Genomic DNA, 16,303 nt, shown 5'->3' with positions numbered 1-16,303 from the left:
GGAACGACGTTTCGTTCAAGGCAGGAGGTTCAATGCGCAAGTCACTCTATTTTCTCGGGACATTCCTTTCCATGGCCCAGCCCGCATGGGCGCAGGACCATCCCTCGGATGCCGTTCCGGATACTTCCTCCCGCCCCGATATCACGGTGACGGCCACCGGCCTGCCCCAGTCGATCGACCATACCGGGCAGCCGGTGACGATCATCGGCAGGGATGAGATCGCTTCCGTCCAGGGTGCGGATATAACCCGTATCCTGCGCCGTCTTCCCGGCACCACCTTCACCCGCAATGGCGGGCTTGGCAGCCTCACCCTGGTGGGCGTGCGCGGGGCATCCGCCGGGCAGACCCTGGTGCTGGTGGACGGGGTGCGGCTCAACGATCCGGCCAATGCCAATGGCGAATTCGACGTGTCGCAGCTTGCGGCGGGGACGGTGGAGAGCATCGAACTGCTGCGCGGCCCCAACTCGGTGGTATGGGGCTCGCAGGCCATGGGCGGCGTGATGAACATCGCCACCCGGCTGGAGAACGGGGTTTCCGCCAGCATCGAATATGGCGGGGAGGAGCAGGTGACGGCCACTGCCGCCGCCGGGGTGGTGAACGATCGGCTGGAGGCCGGGATTTCCGCCAGCTTCATCGATTCCCAGGGTTTCTCCACGGCGGCCGGCGGCGCCGAGGACGATGGATACCGCCAATACAATATCGCGGGCCGGGCCAGCTATCAGCTCACCGACGCCCTCGCCTTGACCGGCAGCGCCCGCTATGTCGAAGGGAAGGTCGATCTCGATGGCTTCCCGCCGCCGGATTATACCTTCGCCGATACCGACGCGACCGAGAAGCTGCGGGTCTGGTCCGGCCGGGTCGGCGCGCTCTATCAGGCCGGCGGGCTGACCCTGAACGCGGGTTTCGCCCTATCCGACACGCAGCGCGATGGGGACGATCCGTCCTTTCCCTACAGCATCGACGGCCGCTCCGAACGGGTCGAATTGCTGGGCCGGGTGGAACTGCCCGGCAATTTCGCGCTGGATTTCGGCGCCGACCACGAGTGGACCCGCTTTTCCAACGCGCCCGACAGCGGCAAGGCGGAAACCAGCAGCGGCCATGCGCTGATCGGCTATTACGGGCAGGCCCTGACGCTGACCGCGGGCGTCCGTTATGACGATCATTCCGAATTCGGCGACGAATGGACCTTCGGGGCCAATGGCGTGCTGGAATTTGCCCCGGACTGGCGCATTCGCGCTTCCTATGGCGAAGGCTTCAAGGCCCCCACGCTGTATCAGCTGCTGTCGCAATACGGCAATCCGGGCCTCGCCCCGGAACGGAGCAAGGGCTATGACGCCGGCATCTCCTACGGCCAGCGCGGCGATCCGCTGTATTTCTCGCTCTCCGGGTTCCGCCGGGATTCCCGCAACCTGATCGACTTCTTCAGCTGCTTCTCCGGCACCGATCCGCTTTGCGATACCCGGCCGTTCGGCTTCTATTTCAACCAGGCGAAGGCGCGGGCCGAAGGCTTCGAGGTCGAGGGCGGCGTTGCCATTGCTCCCGGCCTCTACGCGGGGCTGGTCTACAGCTACACCGATACGAAGAACCGCACGCCGGGCGACATCAACGAGGGCAATGAGTTTGCGCGCAGGCCCAAGCACATGGCCACCGGCTCGATCGACTGGACGAGCGGTTTCGGCCTTTCGCTCGGCGCCGACATCCGGATCGTGGGCAAGGCATGGGACAATGCCGCGAACACCGTCCGGCTGAAAAGCCATGCCCTTGGCGATGTGCGGGCCAGTTTCGCGGTCAGCGAGAATGTCGAGCTGTTCGGCCGGGTCGAGAACGTCTGGAACGAACGCTATGTGATCGCATCCGGCTACAACACCGAGGGGCGTGCGGCCTATATCGGGGCGCGGCTGAAGATGTGACGATGCGGGCGCTTCTCGCGGCGGCGCTGGCCGCCCTGGCGGGCTGCACTGGCCCCGGGCCGGCGGAGCAGCCGCGGGAGCACCCCACTATCGTCTCGCTCAACCCGTGCAGCGACGCGATCCTGGCGGATGTGGTGGACCCATCGCAGATCCTTGCCATTTCGCATTACAGCCATGATCCGCGCTCCAGCTCGATTGATCTGCGCGTTGCCCGCCGCTTCCCGGCCACGGGCGGCACGGTGGAGGAAATCCTCGCGCTCAAGCCCGATGTGGTGGTGGCGGGCACCTTCATGCCGTCGGCGACCCGGATCGCGCTGGAGCGCTTCGGCATCCGGGTGGAGAGCTTCGCCATCGAGCACGATGTCCCGGAAAGCATCGAGCAGATCAGGGGGCTGGCGCGCCTCACCGGCCATCCGGAAAGGGGAGAACGGCTGGTCCAAGGGATCGAGCGGGCGCTGGCCCGGGCGGCGCCAGCGGCAAGCTCGCCCGCCATTCCCGCGGTGGTATGGCAGTCCGGCGGGATCGTGCCCGGTCCCGACGCGCTGATTTCCGACATCATGCGCCGGACCGGTTTTTCCAGCCACAGCGCCGCGCGCGGGCTGCGCCAGGCCGACTACCTTCCGCTGGAGGAGATGCTGGCCGATCCGCCCCGCCTCATCCTGGCGGCGGGGGATTCCAGCACCGGCGAGGACAGGATGCTGCAACATCCCGCGCTGGAAAGCCTGGCGGATACGCGCCGCCATGTGCTCGATCCCAGCCTCATCTTCTGCGGCGGGCCGACCATCATCCGCGCCGCCGAACGGCTGCGCGAGATAAGACAGGCGATGGCCACAGGTGGGACTCAGGCGGAGGTCGCGGGATGAACCGGCTCAGCCTGATCCTCGCGCTGCTGCTGGCCGCCGTGCTGCCGCTTTCCCTGCTGGCCGGGCGGATCTGGCTCGATCCGGCGGATACGCCCAATGCCGCCGTCATTCTGCTCGAATTGCGCATGCCGCGCGGGCTCCTCGCGATCGCGGTGGGGGCCGGACTGGGCGCGGCCGGCGCCGCGATGCAGGGCTATCTGCGCAATCCGCTGGCCGATCCGGGCCTGTTCGGCATCGGCCCCGGCGCGGCGCTGGGCGCGGTTGTCAGCTTGGCGCTGGGGCTGGCGATCCATCCCTGGGCCTTGCCGCTCTTCGCTCTGGCGGGGGCTGCGGGCGCGATGGCGCTGCTGGCGGCGATTGCCGGGCGCACGGGCGGCATCGCCCTGTTCACGCTTGCCGGACTGATGATCGCGAGCCTTTCCGGCACCTTGACGTCGCTCATCATCAGCTTCGCGCCCAATGCCTTCGCGATGAGCGAGATCGTGACCTGGCTGATGGGGGCGCTGACGGACCGGGGCTGGCAGGAAGTATGGCTGGCCGCGCCGCTGACCGTAGCGGGCATCGCCTGCCTGGCGGCGGCGGGCAGGGGGCTGGACGCATTGACCCTGGGCGAGGCGGCGGCGCGCTCCCTCGGGATCGATCTGCCGCGGTTGCAGGCCTGGCTCATCGCGGGGGTGGCGCTGACGGTGGGGGCGGGCGTGGCGGTGGCGGGGATCATCGGCTTCGTCGGCCTGATCGTCCCGCATCTGGTTCGTCCGCTGACCGACAGGCGCCCGTCCAGCCTCATCCTGCCCAGCGCGCTGGCCGGGGCCTTGCTGGTGCTGGTGGCGGACAGCCTCTGCCGCATCCTGCCGCTCGTCACCGAACTGCGGCTCGGCATCGCCCTCAGCTTGCTCGGCTCGCCCTTCTTCCTGTTCCTGCTGCTGCGCATGCGCCGGGGGATCGCCTGATGCTGGCGGCGCATGGCCTTTCGCTCCGGCTGGGCACGACGCCGGCATTGCATGATGTCGCGACGGAACTGCGCCGTGGCGAGATCACCGCAATCTGCGGGCCCAATGGGGCGGGAAAATCGACCTTGCTGTCGTGCCTCGCGGGTTTGCTGAAGCCGGATACGGGTACCGTCACGCTCGATGGTTCCGCCTTGATTGGCATGGCCATCAAGAGCCGGGCGCAGGCCATCGGCTATCTCCCGCAGCACGGGGCGATTGCCTGGGATCTGTCAGTGCGCAATCTGGTCGCGCTCGGACGCCTGCCCCATGGCGACGCGGCAGCGGGCGGGGCAGAGGTGGTGGAGCGCACGCTTGCCGCGCTGGATCTCGCCGCCCTCGCTGATCGCCCCGTATCGGCGCTGTCGGGTGGCGAACGCGCCCGGGCATTGTTCGGACGGGTGCTGGCGGGCGAGCCGCACTGGATCCTCGCGGACGAGCCGCTGGCGGCGCTTGATCTCGCGCATCAGCTTGCCATGCTGGCCCGGTTGCGGGAAGCGGCCCGGCTCGGCGCGGGGGTGGTGCTGGTGCTCCATGACCTGACGCTGGCGATGAACCATGCCGACCGGGTGCTGGTGCTGTCGGAAGGGACGCTCGATCAGGACGGGCCGCCGGAACGGGCCTTGTCCCGCTCCGCCATCCGCGAGGTCTGGAACGTCGACGCCCAATGGCTGGGCGAGCCGGGCGCGCGCGCTTTGTCGACCCGCTGACGAAAAGCGCGCCGCCGGTTGGGTGGCACGCCGTTCAGCCGGTTACGGCTGCTTGTCCTCGCCTGAAAGGCCGCGTTCTTCCAGCATCGGCTCTATGCTCGGCTGACGTCCGGCATAATCCTGATACATCGTGGCATAATCGACCGTATTGCCGCGCGAGAGGATCTTCTCGCGGAACAGCTCTCCACCGGCGCGGGACACGCCCTCCGGGCTGTCCTTCATATGATCGAACGCGTCATGCGCGATCATCTCGGTCCAGATGTAGGAGTAATAGCCCGCCGCATAGCCATGGTCCCAGATATGCCGGAAATAGGGGCTGTGATAGCGCGGCGGGACGACATCGACGCGCAGCCCCAGGCTGCCCAGCGCGGATTTCTCGAATGCGTCCCCATCGCGCGGCACTTCCCCCGGCTTGAAGGCGTGCCATTTCATGTCGAGCAGGGCGGCCGCCATCACTTCGCCCAGCGCATAGCCCTGATTGAACTTCCTGGCCCGGTCGATCTTCGCCATCAATTCGGCCGGGATCGGCTCGCCGGTTTTGTAATGCCGGGCATAATTGGCGAGGATCTGCGGCTGGGTGGCGAAATGCTCGTTGAACTGGCTGGGGAACTCCACGAAGTCCCGCGCCGTGTTGGTGCCGGAGATCGAGGGATATTTCTGGGCGGCGAACAGGCCGTGCAGGCCATGGCCCATTTCGTGGAACATGGTGATGACATCGTCCCAGCTCACCAGTTGCGGTTCCCCGGCGGGAGCCTTGGCGATGTTGAGCACATTATAGACCACGGGCCTGGTGCCCATCAGCCCCGATTGCTCCACGAAATTGCCCATCCATGCGCCGCCCTGCTTGTTGGGCCGGGCGAAGGGATCGAAATAGAACAGCCCAAGCTCCGAGCCGTCCTTGTCGAACACGGTGTAGGTGCTCACATCGGCCTGATAGACCGGCAGATCGGTGCGCTTGACGAAGCGGATGCCGTAGATCTGGTTTGCGGCATGGAACACGCCGTCCTCCAGCACCCGGGTCATCTCGAAATAGGGCTTCACCGCGCTGTCATCGAGATCGTATTTCGCCTTGCGGACTTTCTCCGCATAGAAATCCCAATCCCACGGCTGGACGGTGAACTTGCCGCCGGCGGCCTTGATCGCGGCGTTCAGCTCGCTGGCCTCCTCGGTTTGCTTGGCGGCCAGGGCTGGAACCATCCCTTCCATGAAATCAATTGCTTCCCCCGGCTTCTTCACCATCCGGTCGAACATCGCATAGCTGGCATAGTCCGGATAGCCGAGCAGGGCGGCCTTCTCCGCGCGAAGCTCCGCGATCCTGACGGTGATGGCGCGGGTATCGTTCGCATCGCCGCGTGAGGTTCGTGTCACGCTGGCCTCATAGAGCTTGCGCCGCGTTTCACGATTGGTCAGCTTGGCCAGCGCGGGCTGCTGGGTGGTGTTGATGAGCGAGAGGACGTATTTGCCCTTCAACCCGCGCTCCTGCGCCTCCTTGGCGGCGGCCTCTATCTCTCCATCGGAAAGCCCGGCCAGCTCGGCCTTGGTGTTGACGACCAGCGCCGCCCGCTTGCTCGCCTCGGTCAGCTTCTGGGAAAATTCCGTGCCGAGCGTTGAAAGCTGCTCGTTGATGGATTTGAGCTTTTCCTTGTCGGCATCGTTCAATTGCGCGCCGGCATTGACGAAGCGCTCGTAAGTCACTTCCAGCAGCCGGGCGTCTTCCCCGCCAGGGGGCAGCGCGGCGCGATTGTCATGCAGCGCCTTGATCCGCGCGAACAGGCGGGAATCCAGCACGATCGCATCGCCATGGGCGGCCAGCCTGGGCGACACCGTCTTCTCGATCGCATCGAGCGCGTCGTTGGTGTTGGCCCCGACCACGGCATAGAAGGCGGCCAGCGCCCGGGTGAGCATCTGGCCCGACCGTTCCATCGCCGCCAGCGTGTTCTCTATCGTCGGTGTGGCGGGATTGCTGGCGATGGCTTCGATTTCCGCCCGCTGGATCGCCATGCCCTGCTCGATGGCCGGAAGGTAATCGGCATCGGTTATCTTCGAGAAATCGGGGGCCTCGAACGGCAGGGGCGAGGTTTCCGCGAAAATGCCGGTTCCCTGCGGAATGGCGACGGCCGGGGTGGCGGGTGCGGGTTCGATCTGGGCGGCTTGGTTCATGGTCGTGCAACCTGCGAGCAGTGCGGCGGGGGATACGGCGAGAAACAGACGGGCGACAGTCACGGTCACTTACACTCCTGTAACTTTCTGTTTCGGCTTTGCCCGATCCGGGGCCGGTTGAACAGGGCTGTTTGGCCTGGCGCATTCGCCTGCTTATCCCTCGAAAATGGAGCCAAATCCCGTGTCTGGCAAGGGATGGCTTGGCAGGTTTCCATGGACGGCCTGCCTCGCCGTGTGTTAACGAATGCGTTGATAAATATTCGATGGATAAAAGTGGGAGAGGAATCAGGATGCATCTCGCATATCTCGATCAGGAAAGATCGCCGCTTGACCGGCGGACCATGCTGCGCGGCGGAATATTGGGGGCAGGGTGCCTTGCCGCCGCCGGGTTGACCGGCGCCGCTTCGGCCGCGACCGGCGCCCCTTCCGGGGCCGGAACCCGCAGCCTTGCCACGGGGCAGAAATGGATCGACGCCTTCTTCCATGAAGGCGCGCAGGGGGTGGCGGCTTACTATGCCGACGAGTTCGTGTTCGAGGACATCATCCTGGGCCAGATGATAAACACCAAGGACGACCTGCTCCGCGCGTTCGAGCCGTTCGACAATTACGGCCCGGATTCGCCGCTCGGCGTGCATCAGTTCGACATCATCCGCTACAATGGCGGGGTGCGGAATAACCAGGCCGACGAATTTCAGGTCGGCACGCCTCAGGGTTACGACGCCGCCTATTGGGACGAGAAGACGCGCGACGCCCGGGCGGGCGCCACTATAGATTATGATGAATGGTCCATCATGCACTGGCTATGGAAGGTGCAGCACAATGCCGATTTCCTCGGCATGCCGGCCAAGGGCAAGACGACCCATACCCGGGGCGTGACTCACCACCTCTACAGGAATGGGAAGATCACGCAGGAATACAGCTACTGGAACTATCGCGACGTGGCGATCCAGCTGGGCGTCCTGCCCCAGCCGGCTTCGCGGCACGAGCTTTCCTTCGACAAGAAGGAGTGATCCCGCTTCCCGCCGCCGCGCCTCACCGCAGCGGATAGCGCACCACCGGCTCGTAGATGGAGCCGGTTTCTCCGAGGTGGCTTTCGTAGAGGGTGAAGCCGTCCACCGTGAAGGGCGCGCTGGCGAGGCCTGAGCGTGCTAGCAGGAACGGGGCAATCGGGCCGCTTGCGCTGTTCAGCCGGGCCAGGGTGACATGCGGGGTGAAGCGGCGGTGCTCCGGCTCCAGCCCAACCTCCTGGCAGGCGCGCTCGACCTTGCGCTGCAGCACCTCCAGTTCCGGCGAAGGCGCGATCCCGGCCCAGACCGCGCGGGGGTGGCCCTTGCGCTCGAAATGGCCCACGCCCCGGATCGCGAGCGGGAAGGGTGGGCAGGTCAGCGTGCCGAGCCGGTCCGCCAGATCGTTGGCCAGCGGCGTGTCGACCTCGCCCGCGAAGCGCAGGGTGAGGTGCAATTGCTCCTCGCCTTGCCAGCGCGCGCCCTCGATCCCTTCCATGCAATCCACCAGCAGGTCGCGGATCGGCTCCGGCAGGGCGATGGCGATGAACAGGCGATGCGATATGATGCTGCTCCCGCGATCCGTGCGGCGGCCGGGCCTTCAGCCTGCCCGCTTGCGCAGGCGAAGCCCCAGCATCAGCAGCATCACGCCGGTCATGATGGCGTAGAAGCCGATCAGCCAGGCCACGGAGAGGATGGAGAGGGTGGGCTGCAGCGCCGTCAGCGTGATGAGGGCAAGGCCGAGCACCACGCCGAACAGCCCCGCCAGCCCCAGAATCCATTCGCCCTCGATCTCCTCGCGCAGCCGGATGGCGGCGGCGATCTGCAAGGCCCCGGTGACGATGGCCCAGCCCGCCACCAGCAGGACCGTGGCAATCGCATAGGCCAGGGTGGAGAGCAGGGGCCAGAACAGGAAGATCACGCCCACCGCTATTCCCGCGAGGCCGGGCAGGATCATGGTCCACCACGGCGCATGGCCGGAACCGGCGCGGCGAATGCCGGTGATGAGCATGGCGATCCCGTCGGCGAAGCAGAAGGCGGCGAAGACCAGCGTGAAGGCGAACAGGGTGAGGCCGGGCGCCAGGAAGGCCGCTATCCCGAGCAGGATCGCCAGCACCCCGCGCAAGGCGAACCAGCCCCAATTATGCCGCGCCATGCCGATCACGACAAAGCCGGCGGACGGCGATTGCCGATCATGCTGCCCGGACTGCCCGGATGGGCTTTCGGTCGTTTCCGTCATTCCTGCCTCCGTTGTCTTGTTTTTCTTAGAAGGACCGGGGGTTGGCCAAAGCCTTCGTCTCAGCCCTGGCAGGGCTTGCCGTCATACTGATGCCGGTCGAGCTTGTATTCCTTCCCGTCCCAGCGCAGCACCGGGAAGCAGAAGCCGGGGCCGCCGACCTCGATGTCCGGCCAGCCGTCCGCTCCCCGCGTTCCGAGGAAAGTGGGGATGCCGCCCCGGCCATCGAGCAGGCGCCAGCTCTCGTCGGCCTGCTTGCTGACCAGGGAATAGCCCAGCCCGGTCATGCCGAAGCAGAATGCGCTGCCTTCGGTAATCACCGCTTCCGGCAGGCCATCGTTGTTCAGGTCCAGCACCTGCGAGATTTCGCCGGGGGTGTAGCCCGCCGTGCCCGGATCGCCGCAGCCGCGCCATTCGCCGCCCGCCTGCTCGAACCCGGCGGCGCGGAAGGCGGCCGATTCATCCTGCGGGGACAGCGGCGCCTGGTCCGACGGCGGCACTTCGAGCGCGAGCGCCGGCGCAGCGGCAAGCAGCGCGAGCAGGGCAAGGGGGCGGGCAATGAGCATGGCGGAATCCTCCTGTTGGAATATCGGAAGCTATACCAAGCCGGGGGTGACGAAAAGATCGCCGTGCCCACTTGACCATTGCGAACATTTAAGGAACAAATGGCGATCCAGGGCGCGCCATGAGGGCGCCTCTGGACTCTCGCCACACGAGCCTCCACATCCCGCCCATGTCCCTCACCACCATTTCCGTCCGCGGCGCCCGGGAGCACAATCTCAAGGGCATCGACATAGACCTGCCGCGCGATGCGCTGATCGTCATCACCGGCCTGAGCGGCTCGGGCAAGTCCAGCCTCGCCTTCGACACCATCTATGCGGAGGGGCAGCGGCGCTATGTGGAATCGCTTTCGGCCTATGCGCGTCAGTTCCTGGAGATGATGCAGAAGCCGGATGTCGAGCATATCGACGGCCTCAGCCCCGCCATTTCCATCGAACAGAAGACGACCAGCCGCAATCCGCGTTCCACCGTGGCGACGGTGACGGAGATCTACGACTACATGCGCCTGCTGTGGGCGCGGGTGGGCGTGCCTTATTCGCCCGCCACCGGCCTGCCGATCGCGGCGCAGACGGTCAGCCAGATGGTGGACCGGGTGATGGCCCTGCCGGAAGGGACGCGGCTCTACCTGCTCGCCCCGGTGGTGCGCGGCCGCAAGGGCGAATACCGCAAGGAGCTGGCGGAATGGCAGAAGGCCGGCTTCACCCGCGTGCGGATCGACGGGGAAATCTACCCGATCGAGGAAGCGCCCGCGCTCGACAAGAAATACAAGCACGACATCGAAGTGGTGGTCGATCGCCTCGCCGTGCGCGAAGGGATCGAGACGCGGCTGGCGGATTCCTTCGAGCAGGCGCTGAGGCTGGCGGAAGGGCTGGCCTATGTCGATCTGGCGGATGGGACTGTGGCGGAGGCTCTTGCTTCCGCTCGCCCTGAGCCTGTCGAAGGGCAGCCCTCTTCTTCGGACGGGCAGGACGGGGCTTCGACAAGCTCAGCCCGAACGGGAAAAGGGGAATCCCTCGGTTCCATGAAAGGCGCCGGCATTCCCGCCAACCGCATCGTGTTCAGCGAGAAGTTCGCCTGCCCGGTCTCCGGCTTCACCATCGAGGAGATCGAGCCGCGCCTGTTCAGCTTCAACGCGCCGCAGGGCGCTTGCCCGGCCTGCGACGGGCTGGGGGAGAAGCTGCTGTTCGACCCGCAGCTGGTCGTCCCGAACGAGAACCTGACGCTCAAGCAGGGCGCGGTGGTGCCGTGGGCCAAGTCCAACCCGCCGTCGCCCTATTACATGCAGGTGCTGGAAAGCCTGGCCCGCGCCTATGGCTTCGACCTGACCACGCCGTGGAACGCGCTGGAACCGGACCAGCGTGCCATCATCCTGCACGGCACCGGCGGCCTGCCGGTGGAACTGACCTTCAAGGACGGGCGCAAGAGCTACACGGTCCAGAAGCCGTTCGAGGGCGTGATCGGCAATCTCAACCGCCGCATGCTGCAGACCGACAGCGCCTGGATGCGGGAGGAGCTGTCCCGCTACCAGACCGCGCAGCCCTGCGAGACTTGCGGCGGCAAGCGCCTCAACGAGAAGGCGCTGGCGGTGAAGGTGGCGGGGCAGGACATCGCCGGGCCGACCAAGCTGTCGGTGGCCGACGCGCTGGCGTTCTTCGCCACGCTGGACGGCAGGCTGACCGAGCAGCAGAACCAGATCGCCCGCGCCATCCTCAAGGAAATCAACGAGCGGCTGGGCTTCCTCAACAATGTCGGGCTGGACTACCTCAATCTCGACCGGACCAGCGGCACGCTGTCGGGCGGGGAAAGCCAGCGCATCCGCCTTGCCAGCCAGATCGGCAGCGGGCTGTCGGGCGTGCTCTATGTGCTGGACGAGCCGAGCATCGGCCTCCACCAGCGCGACAACGACCGGCTGCTGGAAACGCTCAAGCGCCTGCGCGACCTCGGCAACACGGTGATCGTGGTGGAGCATGACGAGGATGCGATCCGCGCCGCCGACCATATCGTGGACCTGGGGCCGGGCGCGGGGGTGCATGGCGGGCAGGTGGTGGCGCAGGGCACGCTGGCGCAGATCCTCAAGAGCAGGGACAGCCTGACCGCCGCCTATCTCAACGGCACGCGCGAGATCGAAGTGCCGAAGCAGCGGCGCAAGGGCAACGGCCACCACATCACCGTCCACGGCGCCCGCGCCAACAATCTGCGCAACGTCACCGCCGCCATCCCGCTCGGCACCTTCTGCTGCGTCACCGGCGTCTCGGGCAGCGGCAAGTCCAGCTTCACCATCGACACGCTGCACGCCGGGGCCGCCCGCGTGCTCAACGGCGCGCGGGTGATCGCCGGCGCGCATGACCGGATCACCGGCCTCGAATATTGCGACAAGGTGATCGAGATCGACCAGTCGCCGATCGGCCGCACCCCGCGCAGCAACCCGGCCACCTATACCGGCGCCTTCACCAATATCCGCGACTGGTTCGCCGCCCTGCCGGAGAGCGAGGCGCGCGGCTACAAGCCGGGGCGGTTCAGCTTCAATGTGAAGGGTGGGCGGTGCGAGGCCTGCCAGGGCGACGGGCTGATCAAGATCGAGATGCACTTCCTGCCCGATGTCTACGTCACCTGCGAGGAATGCCACGGCAAGCGCTACAACCGCGAGACGCTGGAAGTGAAGTTCAAGGGCATGAGCATCGCCGACGTGCTCGACATGACGATCGAGGACGCGGAGGAATTCTTCAAGGCGGTGCCGCCGATCCGCGACAAGATGCATATGCTGAACGAAGTCGGCCTCGGCTATGTCAAGGTCGGCCAGCAGGCCACCACCCTGTCAGGGGGCGAAGCGCAGCGGGTGAAGCTCGCCAAGGAACTCAGCCGCCGCTCCACCGGGCAGACGCTCTATATCCTCGACGAGCCGACCACCGGCCTTCACTTCGAGGATGTGCGCAAGCTGCTGGAAGTGCTGCAGCGGCTGGTCGATCAGGGCAATTCCGTGGTGGTGATCGAGCACAATCTGGACGTCATCAAGACGGCGGACTGGATTATCGACCTCGGCCCCGAAGGCGGCGTGCGCGGCGGGGAGATCATTGCCGAGGGAACTCCCGAAGATGTCGCCGCAGAGCCACGCTCCTTCACGGGCGGTTATCTCGCCCCCCTGCTCAAGCGTTAAGGCAATGATAGCCTGCCCCTGCGCGGGCGGGATGGCGGAAGGCGCGCCGGAGGAAGTGGGGGCCAACCCGCGCAGCTTTACCGGCGGCTATCTCGGCCCGCTGCTGAGGCGGTAGATGAAAGATTTTTCAGAAAATTGAATTGTTAGAGTCGTTTAGATGATATTGACTAAGCCATTGATTCTGATAAATTAATAATCATGGATGCTACATATCACCTTAACGGCGGGTTCAAGCCGACTATGAAGCGGTTTGCTGATTTAGACGGTCCTGATTTCTTTCCTACACCCGCATGGGCAACCTACGCGCTCATCGATAACGAGAAGTTCGTCGGTGATATTTGGGAGTGTGCTTGCGGTGATGGAGCCATGTCAGAGGTGCTGGAAGCCACTGGCAATAGAGTCATTAGCTCGGATCTCGTTGATCGAGGCTATGGCGATGGTGATCACGATTTTCTTGAGAGTTGGCGCAAGGCATCGAATATTATTACTAATCCACCTTATAATGCAGCAGAAGGTTTCGTGCAGGCCGGCTTAAAGAAAGCCGATAAAAAGTTCGCGTTACTTTTGCGGTTGGCCTTCCTTGAAGGTGCAAACCGGCAGCGCACTATATTTTCGGAAGCGCCGCCGTCGCGTGTATGGGTTTTTAGTGAGCGGATCACATTCTATCCGGCAGGCGCTGTACAGAAGGGTACAGGCACTACCGCCTATGCTTGGTTCGTTTGGGATAAAGATGCGACCAGCGGAACAGAACTGAAATGGTTCAAGCCGGGTTATAAGGCGCTCTACTCATCTGCGGGAACTTGATCGAGAAATTTCCGCCCTAAATCGGTAATGCGAATAGATTCCGATTGAGCTATATAAATGGCATATCCCCGGGAGAATATGCTAGTACTGTTCTCTCTATGAGAGACTAGATTGCGTACCTTCTGGCTAAATTTGCTATCATTGCGATGTTCAATAATTTGGGCATCTTCACCTTCTGGCTCAAATTCATCAATCATCATATCAATCAACTTGGTCATGTGAATTTCACCGCCCATCTTAACGGCTGCGCGTAGTGCTGGAATTACAAGATCGCGCTCACGAATACGTCCGGCCATATCTTTCTCCCAAAGTTAGAGCAGGAAATCAGTTGGGCCTAATTCAGTAATCATTTTCCTACAGGCCCTCGCCTGACCTAGATGCCTTGATTCCCCTCGGTGCCCAGCACCTATCTTGCCGCCATTTTCGGCTGGAGGTGAATCATGTTCGATCCATTCCCGATACATCGTGTTTCCGCTGCTTCGTTGGAGGGGGACGTTCCCACTTTTGCTGGAGGGGAGTCTCTGCCGCCCCTCCCGGGCGCAAAACCGGTTCCCACTTTTGCTGGAGGGGCGGGTGAATTCACCCCGGACCGCCGCCTGCTGTTTTGCGACCGGCTTGCCGCCAGCGGCAATGTCCGCCTCGCCTGCAAGGCGGCGCGGATCTCCCCGCAGACCGCCTACAAGGCGCGGCGGCGCGATGCGGCCTTCGCGCTCGCCTGGGATGCGGCGCTGGCGCTCGCCCGCGACCATGCCGAGGCGGTGCTGGCCGATCATGCGCTGAACGGGGTGGATGAGCCGGTGTTCTATCACGGCGAGGAAGTGGCGCGCCGCCGCCGCTATGACGGCCGCCTGCTCCTCGCCCATCTCGGGCGGCTCGACCGGCTGTGCGATCGGCCGGAGGTGGAGGATGCCGCCGCGCGCTTCGACGAGCTGCTGGCCATGCTGGGCGGCCATCCGCCCGATCCCGGCATGATGGAGCGTGCGCCCGGCGCGGAGGATGGCCATGTGCCGGGCCTTGCCACTCCGCGCGAGGCATGGGTGGATTACCGCGGGCGCTGGACCGAGCTGGACGAGGAAGCGGCGCTGCTGGAGGAAGGGCTGGGTGAGGAGCAGGCGTTCGAGCTGGCGGCGGAGGCCGGCGAGGCCGCCCGGGAGGAAGCCGGGGCCGAATGGGACGCGCATCATGCCGAAGCCTGCGCCTTCGTGGATGCGATGGGGGAGGAGACGCAGGCCGGGGCAGGGGATTCCCGCGCAGCGGAGAATTTTTCTCCTGAACAGTGTCAACCCTGTCACCCCCTGCCGGAACCGGCGTGCGTTCGCCCTGCCGCCGCATCGCAACGGGCCGCCCGCCGCCCGCGCGATTGCTCGCTTGCCCGCCCCGGTCCGTCGCGCGCGGGGGAACGCGGGCGGGGGGATGCCATTCTTTCGGGTAAGGCCGGCGTCGAAACCCCTCCCTCGACAAAATCCCGTCCGGCGCCGGCCGATCCGCCAAGGAACGAGGGCAGCATGGGTATGGCGACCCACTTTCCCAAGGCGAGGCGCGACAAGGCGGATGGTCCGCGCCCGCCGGGCGGGGGCTTGTGAAGGCATGGCGTGTGCGGGCTGCAATACGCCTTTCGCGCGCGGCCGTGCAGGCATGAACCACAAGTCCCCGCCTTCCGCGCGTCCCTCCCTCACGCATCCATCTCTTACTGGGTCAGGCACCGTCCGGGCGCCGCCGTCCAAGCCCTATGGTGGCGGACGGATCAACTTGCTACGCTGCCTCTTCAAAAGAAACAGAGGGGGATTGAGGCCTGATGGAGGATCTCGCACGCTTGCTGGCGATAGAAGGCGTTCGCCGGACCAAGGCGCAATATTGGTATGCCGTGGACACGAAGGACCGGGCGCTGCTCGCCAGTCTGTTCACCGAGGATGCCCTGCTGGACGTGCGGCAGGACGCGGCGTTCGCGCAGGCGAAGGTGTTGCCGCCGCCGTTCCCGCTGGATGAGCCGCTCGATCCCGGCGATCCGGCGGTGGTGGGACCGGGCGGGGCGGTCATCGCGGACTGGATCGTCCATGTGATCGAGCCGCTGGTCACCGTCCATCACGGCCATGCGCCGGTGATCGACATTCTGGACGAGGACAGCGCCACGGCGATCTGGCCGCTGTTCGACTATATCGACAACCGCGCGGGCAATTCGCTGAAGGGCTACGGCCATTATCACGAACGCTATCGCCGGGCGGGGGACCGCTGGCTGATCGCGGAAAGCCGGGTGACGCGGCTGCGGCTGGACGGCAGGCACCCGCTGGGCGGCTGAGGCCCGCGCGCTTGAGGTTTGAGCGGCTGCGCCGGGAAGGGGCAGGTCAGGCGGAATACTGTTTCCGGCGGGCATGAAGCGGCGTAATCATCCTTTCCGGGCGCCAGGCCGGATCGAGTCCGGGGCTGCTCGAGGAGAGATGCGATGAAGAAATCCTTGCTTTTGGCTCACGCCCTGCTGGGCATGGCGATCTGTTCCACTCCGGCGCTGGCCGACGATATGGTTCAGCTCGGCGCCACGCTGGCCGGCGCCGAACAGACCGGCGGCGGCGACACCGACGGAACCGGGACCTTCGCGGCGGAGATCGACGCCGGGTCCGGCGATCTCTGCTACACGCTGGCGGTGGACAAGATCGCTCCGCCGACAGCCGCGCACATCCATCTCGGGGCGGCCGGCGCCGATGGCGATCCGGTGGCGACGATCAGCGTGACCGGCAAAGGCGGCGATGAATGCGTCGCCCTGCAGCGCGAGGTGGCCAAGGCGATCGTGACCAATCCCGCGGGCTATTACGTGAACGTCCATACCGCCGATTTCCCGAAGGGGGCGATCCGGGGGCAGCTTGCGAAGAAGGACTGATCGGGGTTCGGAAAAAACGGGGTGAGGGCCGGTTCGCGCCGG

The 16,303-nt window shown here is 65.3% G+C and carries 15 protein-coding genes; 10 read left to right on the top strand and 5 right to left on the bottom strand.

Features of this window, described 5'->3' with window-relative positions; all coding sequences use genetic code 11:
• Positions 1-32: 32 nt before the first annotated feature.
• The 4 genes from U8326_RS07695 to U8326_RS07680 are packed head-to-tail and all read left to right on the top strand — an operon-like array spanning position 33 to position 4,469.
• The gene (locus U8326_RS07695; RefSeq protein WP_324743380.1) at positions 33-1,910 is read left to right on the top strand and encodes a TonB-dependent receptor plug domain-containing protein; all 1,878 of its coding nucleotides are present in this window, start codon (positions 33-35) and stop codon (positions 1,908-1,910) included.
• A gap of 2 nt (positions 1,911-1,912) precedes the next feature.
• Entirely contained in the window at positions 1,913-2,773 is an 861-nt protein-coding gene (locus U8326_RS07690) for an ABC transporter substrate-binding protein (protein ID WP_324743379.1), read from the top strand.
• Entirely contained in the window at positions 2,770-3,723 is a 954-nt protein-coding gene (locus U8326_RS07685; RefSeq protein WP_324743378.1) for an iron ABC transporter permease, read from the top strand. Before U8326_RS07690 ends, U8326_RS07685 begins: the two co-directional genes overlap by 4 nt.
• Positions 3,723-4,469: an ABC transporter ATP-binding protein gene (locus tag U8326_RS07680; RefSeq protein WP_324743376.1), complete on the top strand. Its 747-nt coding sequence runs from the start codon at positions 3,723-3,725 to the stop codon at positions 4,467-4,469. The genes U8326_RS07685 and U8326_RS07680 overlap by 1 nt, the downstream gene beginning before the upstream one ends.
• Before the next feature lie 42 nt (positions 4,470-4,511).
• Here the strand turns inward: U8326_RS07680 and U8326_RS07675 are convergent, their stop codons facing one another.
• Positions 4,512-6,692, bottom strand: coding sequence for a M3 family metallopeptidase (locus tag U8326_RS07675; protein ID WP_324743375.1), 2,181 nt, complete (start codon positions 6,690-6,692; stop codon positions 4,512-4,514).
• Positions 6,693-6,919: 227 nt separating this feature from the next.
• On the opposite strand from U8326_RS07675, the gene U8326_RS07670 reads away from it, so the two are divergent.
• Positions 6,920-7,639, top strand: a complete 720-nt coding sequence (locus U8326_RS07670) for a hypothetical protein (protein ID WP_324743374.1) — start codon at positions 6,920-6,922, stop codon at positions 7,637-7,639.
• 22 nt (positions 7,640-7,661) lie between these two features.
• On the opposite strand, the gene thpR is transcribed toward U8326_RS07670, so the two are convergent.
• Genes thpR through U8326_RS07655 form a run of 3 tightly spaced genes read right to left on the bottom strand, consistent with a single transcriptional unit; the run spans position 7,662 to position 9,436 of the window.
• Positions 7,662-8,180 (bottom strand): RNA 2',3'-cyclic phosphodiesterase, encoded by a 519-nt coding sequence (gene thpR, locus U8326_RS07665; protein ID WP_324743551.1) that lies wholly within the window; start codon positions 8,178-8,180, stop codon positions 7,662-7,664.
• A gap of 54 nt (positions 8,181-8,234) precedes the next feature.
• Positions 8,235-8,873 (bottom strand): HdeD family acid-resistance protein, encoded by a 639-nt coding sequence (locus tag U8326_RS07660; protein WP_324743373.1) that lies wholly within the window; start codon positions 8,871-8,873, stop codon positions 8,235-8,237.
• A 59-nt stretch (positions 8,874-8,932) separates the two neighbouring features.
• The gene (locus U8326_RS07655; protein ID WP_324743371.1) at positions 8,933-9,436 is read right to left on the bottom strand and encodes a hypothetical protein; all 504 of its coding nucleotides are present in this window, start codon (positions 9,434-9,436) and stop codon (positions 8,933-8,935) included.
• Positions 9,437-9,603: 167 nt separating this feature from the next.
• Between U8326_RS07655 and uvrA the strand changes: the two genes are divergently transcribed.
• Together uvrA and U8326_RS07645 are read left to right on the top strand one after the other, a co-directional pair.
• Positions 9,604-12,585 carry an excinuclease ABC subunit UvrA gene (uvrA, locus tag U8326_RS07650; RefSeq protein WP_324743370.1) on the top strand — a complete coding sequence of 994 codons (2,982 nt, stop codon included), beginning with the start codon at positions 9,604-9,606 and terminating at the stop codon, positions 12,583-12,585.
• Positions 12,586-12,783: 198 nt separating this feature from the next.
• Positions 12,784-13,389, top strand: coding sequence for a hypothetical protein (locus tag U8326_RS07645; RefSeq protein ID WP_324743369.1), 606 nt, complete (start codon positions 12,784-12,786; stop codon positions 13,387-13,389).
• On the opposite strand, the gene U8326_RS07640 is transcribed toward U8326_RS07645, so the two are convergent.
• The gene (locus tag U8326_RS07640; protein WP_324743368.1) at positions 13,368-13,685 is read right to left on the bottom strand and encodes a hypothetical protein; all 318 of its coding nucleotides are present in this window, start codon (positions 13,683-13,685) and stop codon (positions 13,368-13,370) included. The genes U8326_RS07645 and U8326_RS07640 overlap by 22 nt on opposite strands.
• 144 nt (positions 13,686-13,829) lie before the next feature.
• Here U8326_RS07640 and U8326_RS07635 point away from each other — a divergent pair, with 144 nt between their 5' ends.
• From U8326_RS07635 to U8326_RS07625, 3 genes are all read left to right on the top strand, one after another.
• Positions 13,830-14,972 (top strand): hypothetical protein, encoded by a 1,143-nt coding sequence (locus U8326_RS07635; RefSeq protein ID WP_324743366.1) that lies wholly within the window; start codon positions 13,830-13,832, stop codon positions 14,970-14,972.
• A 212-nt stretch (positions 14,973-15,184) separates the two neighbouring features.
• Positions 15,185-15,685: a nuclear transport factor 2 family protein gene (locus U8326_RS07630; protein WP_324743365.1), complete on the top strand. Its 501-nt coding sequence runs from the start codon at positions 15,185-15,187 to the stop codon at positions 15,683-15,685.
• A 144-nt stretch (positions 15,686-15,829) separates the two neighbouring features.
• Entirely contained in the window at positions 15,830-16,261 is a 432-nt protein-coding gene (locus tag U8326_RS07625; protein ID WP_324743363.1) for a CHRD domain-containing protein, read from the top strand.
• The last annotated feature ends 42 nt before the right edge of the window (positions 16,262-16,303 follow it).

The organism is Tsuneonella sp. CC-YZS046, from assembly GCF_035581365.1.
In the GTDB taxonomy this organism is placed as follows: Bacteria; Pseudomonadota; Alphaproteobacteria; order Sphingomonadales; family Sphingomonadaceae; genus JAWKXU01.
The sequence above is the reverse complement of the archived record's forward strand: the minus strand, read 5'-3'. Positions and strand labels throughout refer to the sequence as shown.

Excerpts from the sequence above, each read along its gene's own strand:
- U8326_RS07695 (WP_324743380.1), top strand. The coding sequence starts at position 33 with ATGCGCAAGTCACTCTATTTTCTCGGGACATTCCTTTCCATGGCCCAG.
- U8326_RS07690 (WP_324743379.1), top strand. The coding sequence starts at position 1,913 with ATGCGGGCGCTTCTCGCGGCGGCGCTGGCCGCCCTGGCGGGCTGCACT.
- U8326_RS07685 (WP_324743378.1), top strand. The coding sequence starts at position 2,770 with ATGAACCGGCTCAGCCTGATCCTCGCGCTGCTGCTGGCCGCCGTGCTG.
- U8326_RS07680 (WP_324743376.1), top strand. The coding sequence starts at position 3,723 with ATGCTGGCGGCGCATGGCCTTTCGCTCCGGCTGGGCACGACGCCGGCA.
- U8326_RS07670 (WP_324743374.1), top strand. The coding sequence starts at position 6,920 with ATGCATCTCGCATATCTCGATCAGGAAAGATCGCCGCTTGACCGGCGG.
- U8326_RS07660 (WP_324743373.1), bottom strand. The coding sequence starts at position 8,873 with ATGACGGAAACGACCGAAAGCCCATCCGGGCAGTCCGGGCAGCATGAT.
- U8326_RS07655 (WP_324743371.1), bottom strand. The coding sequence starts at position 9,436 with ATGCTCATTGCCCGCCCCCTTGCCCTGCTCGCGCTGCTTGCCGCTGCG.
- uvrA (WP_324743370.1), top strand. The coding sequence starts at position 9,604 with ATGTCCCTCACCACCATTTCCGTCCGCGGCGCCCGGGAGCACAATCTC.
- U8326_RS07645 (WP_324743369.1), top strand. The coding sequence starts at position 12,784 with ATGGATGCTACATATCACCTTAACGGCGGGTTCAAGCCGACTATGAAG.
- U8326_RS07640 (WP_324743368.1), bottom strand. The coding sequence starts at position 13,685 with ATGGCCGGACGTATTCGTGAGCGCGATCTTGTAATTCCAGCACTACGC.
- U8326_RS07635 (WP_324743366.1), top strand. The coding sequence starts at position 13,830 with ATGTTCGATCCATTCCCGATACATCGTGTTTCCGCTGCTTCGTTGGAG.
- U8326_RS07630 (WP_324743365.1), top strand. The coding sequence starts at position 15,185 with ATGGAGGATCTCGCACGCTTGCTGGCGATAGAAGGCGTTCGCCGGACC.
- U8326_RS07625 (WP_324743363.1), top strand. The coding sequence starts at position 15,830 with ATGAAGAAATCCTTGCTTTTGGCTCACGCCCTGCTGGGCATGGCGATC.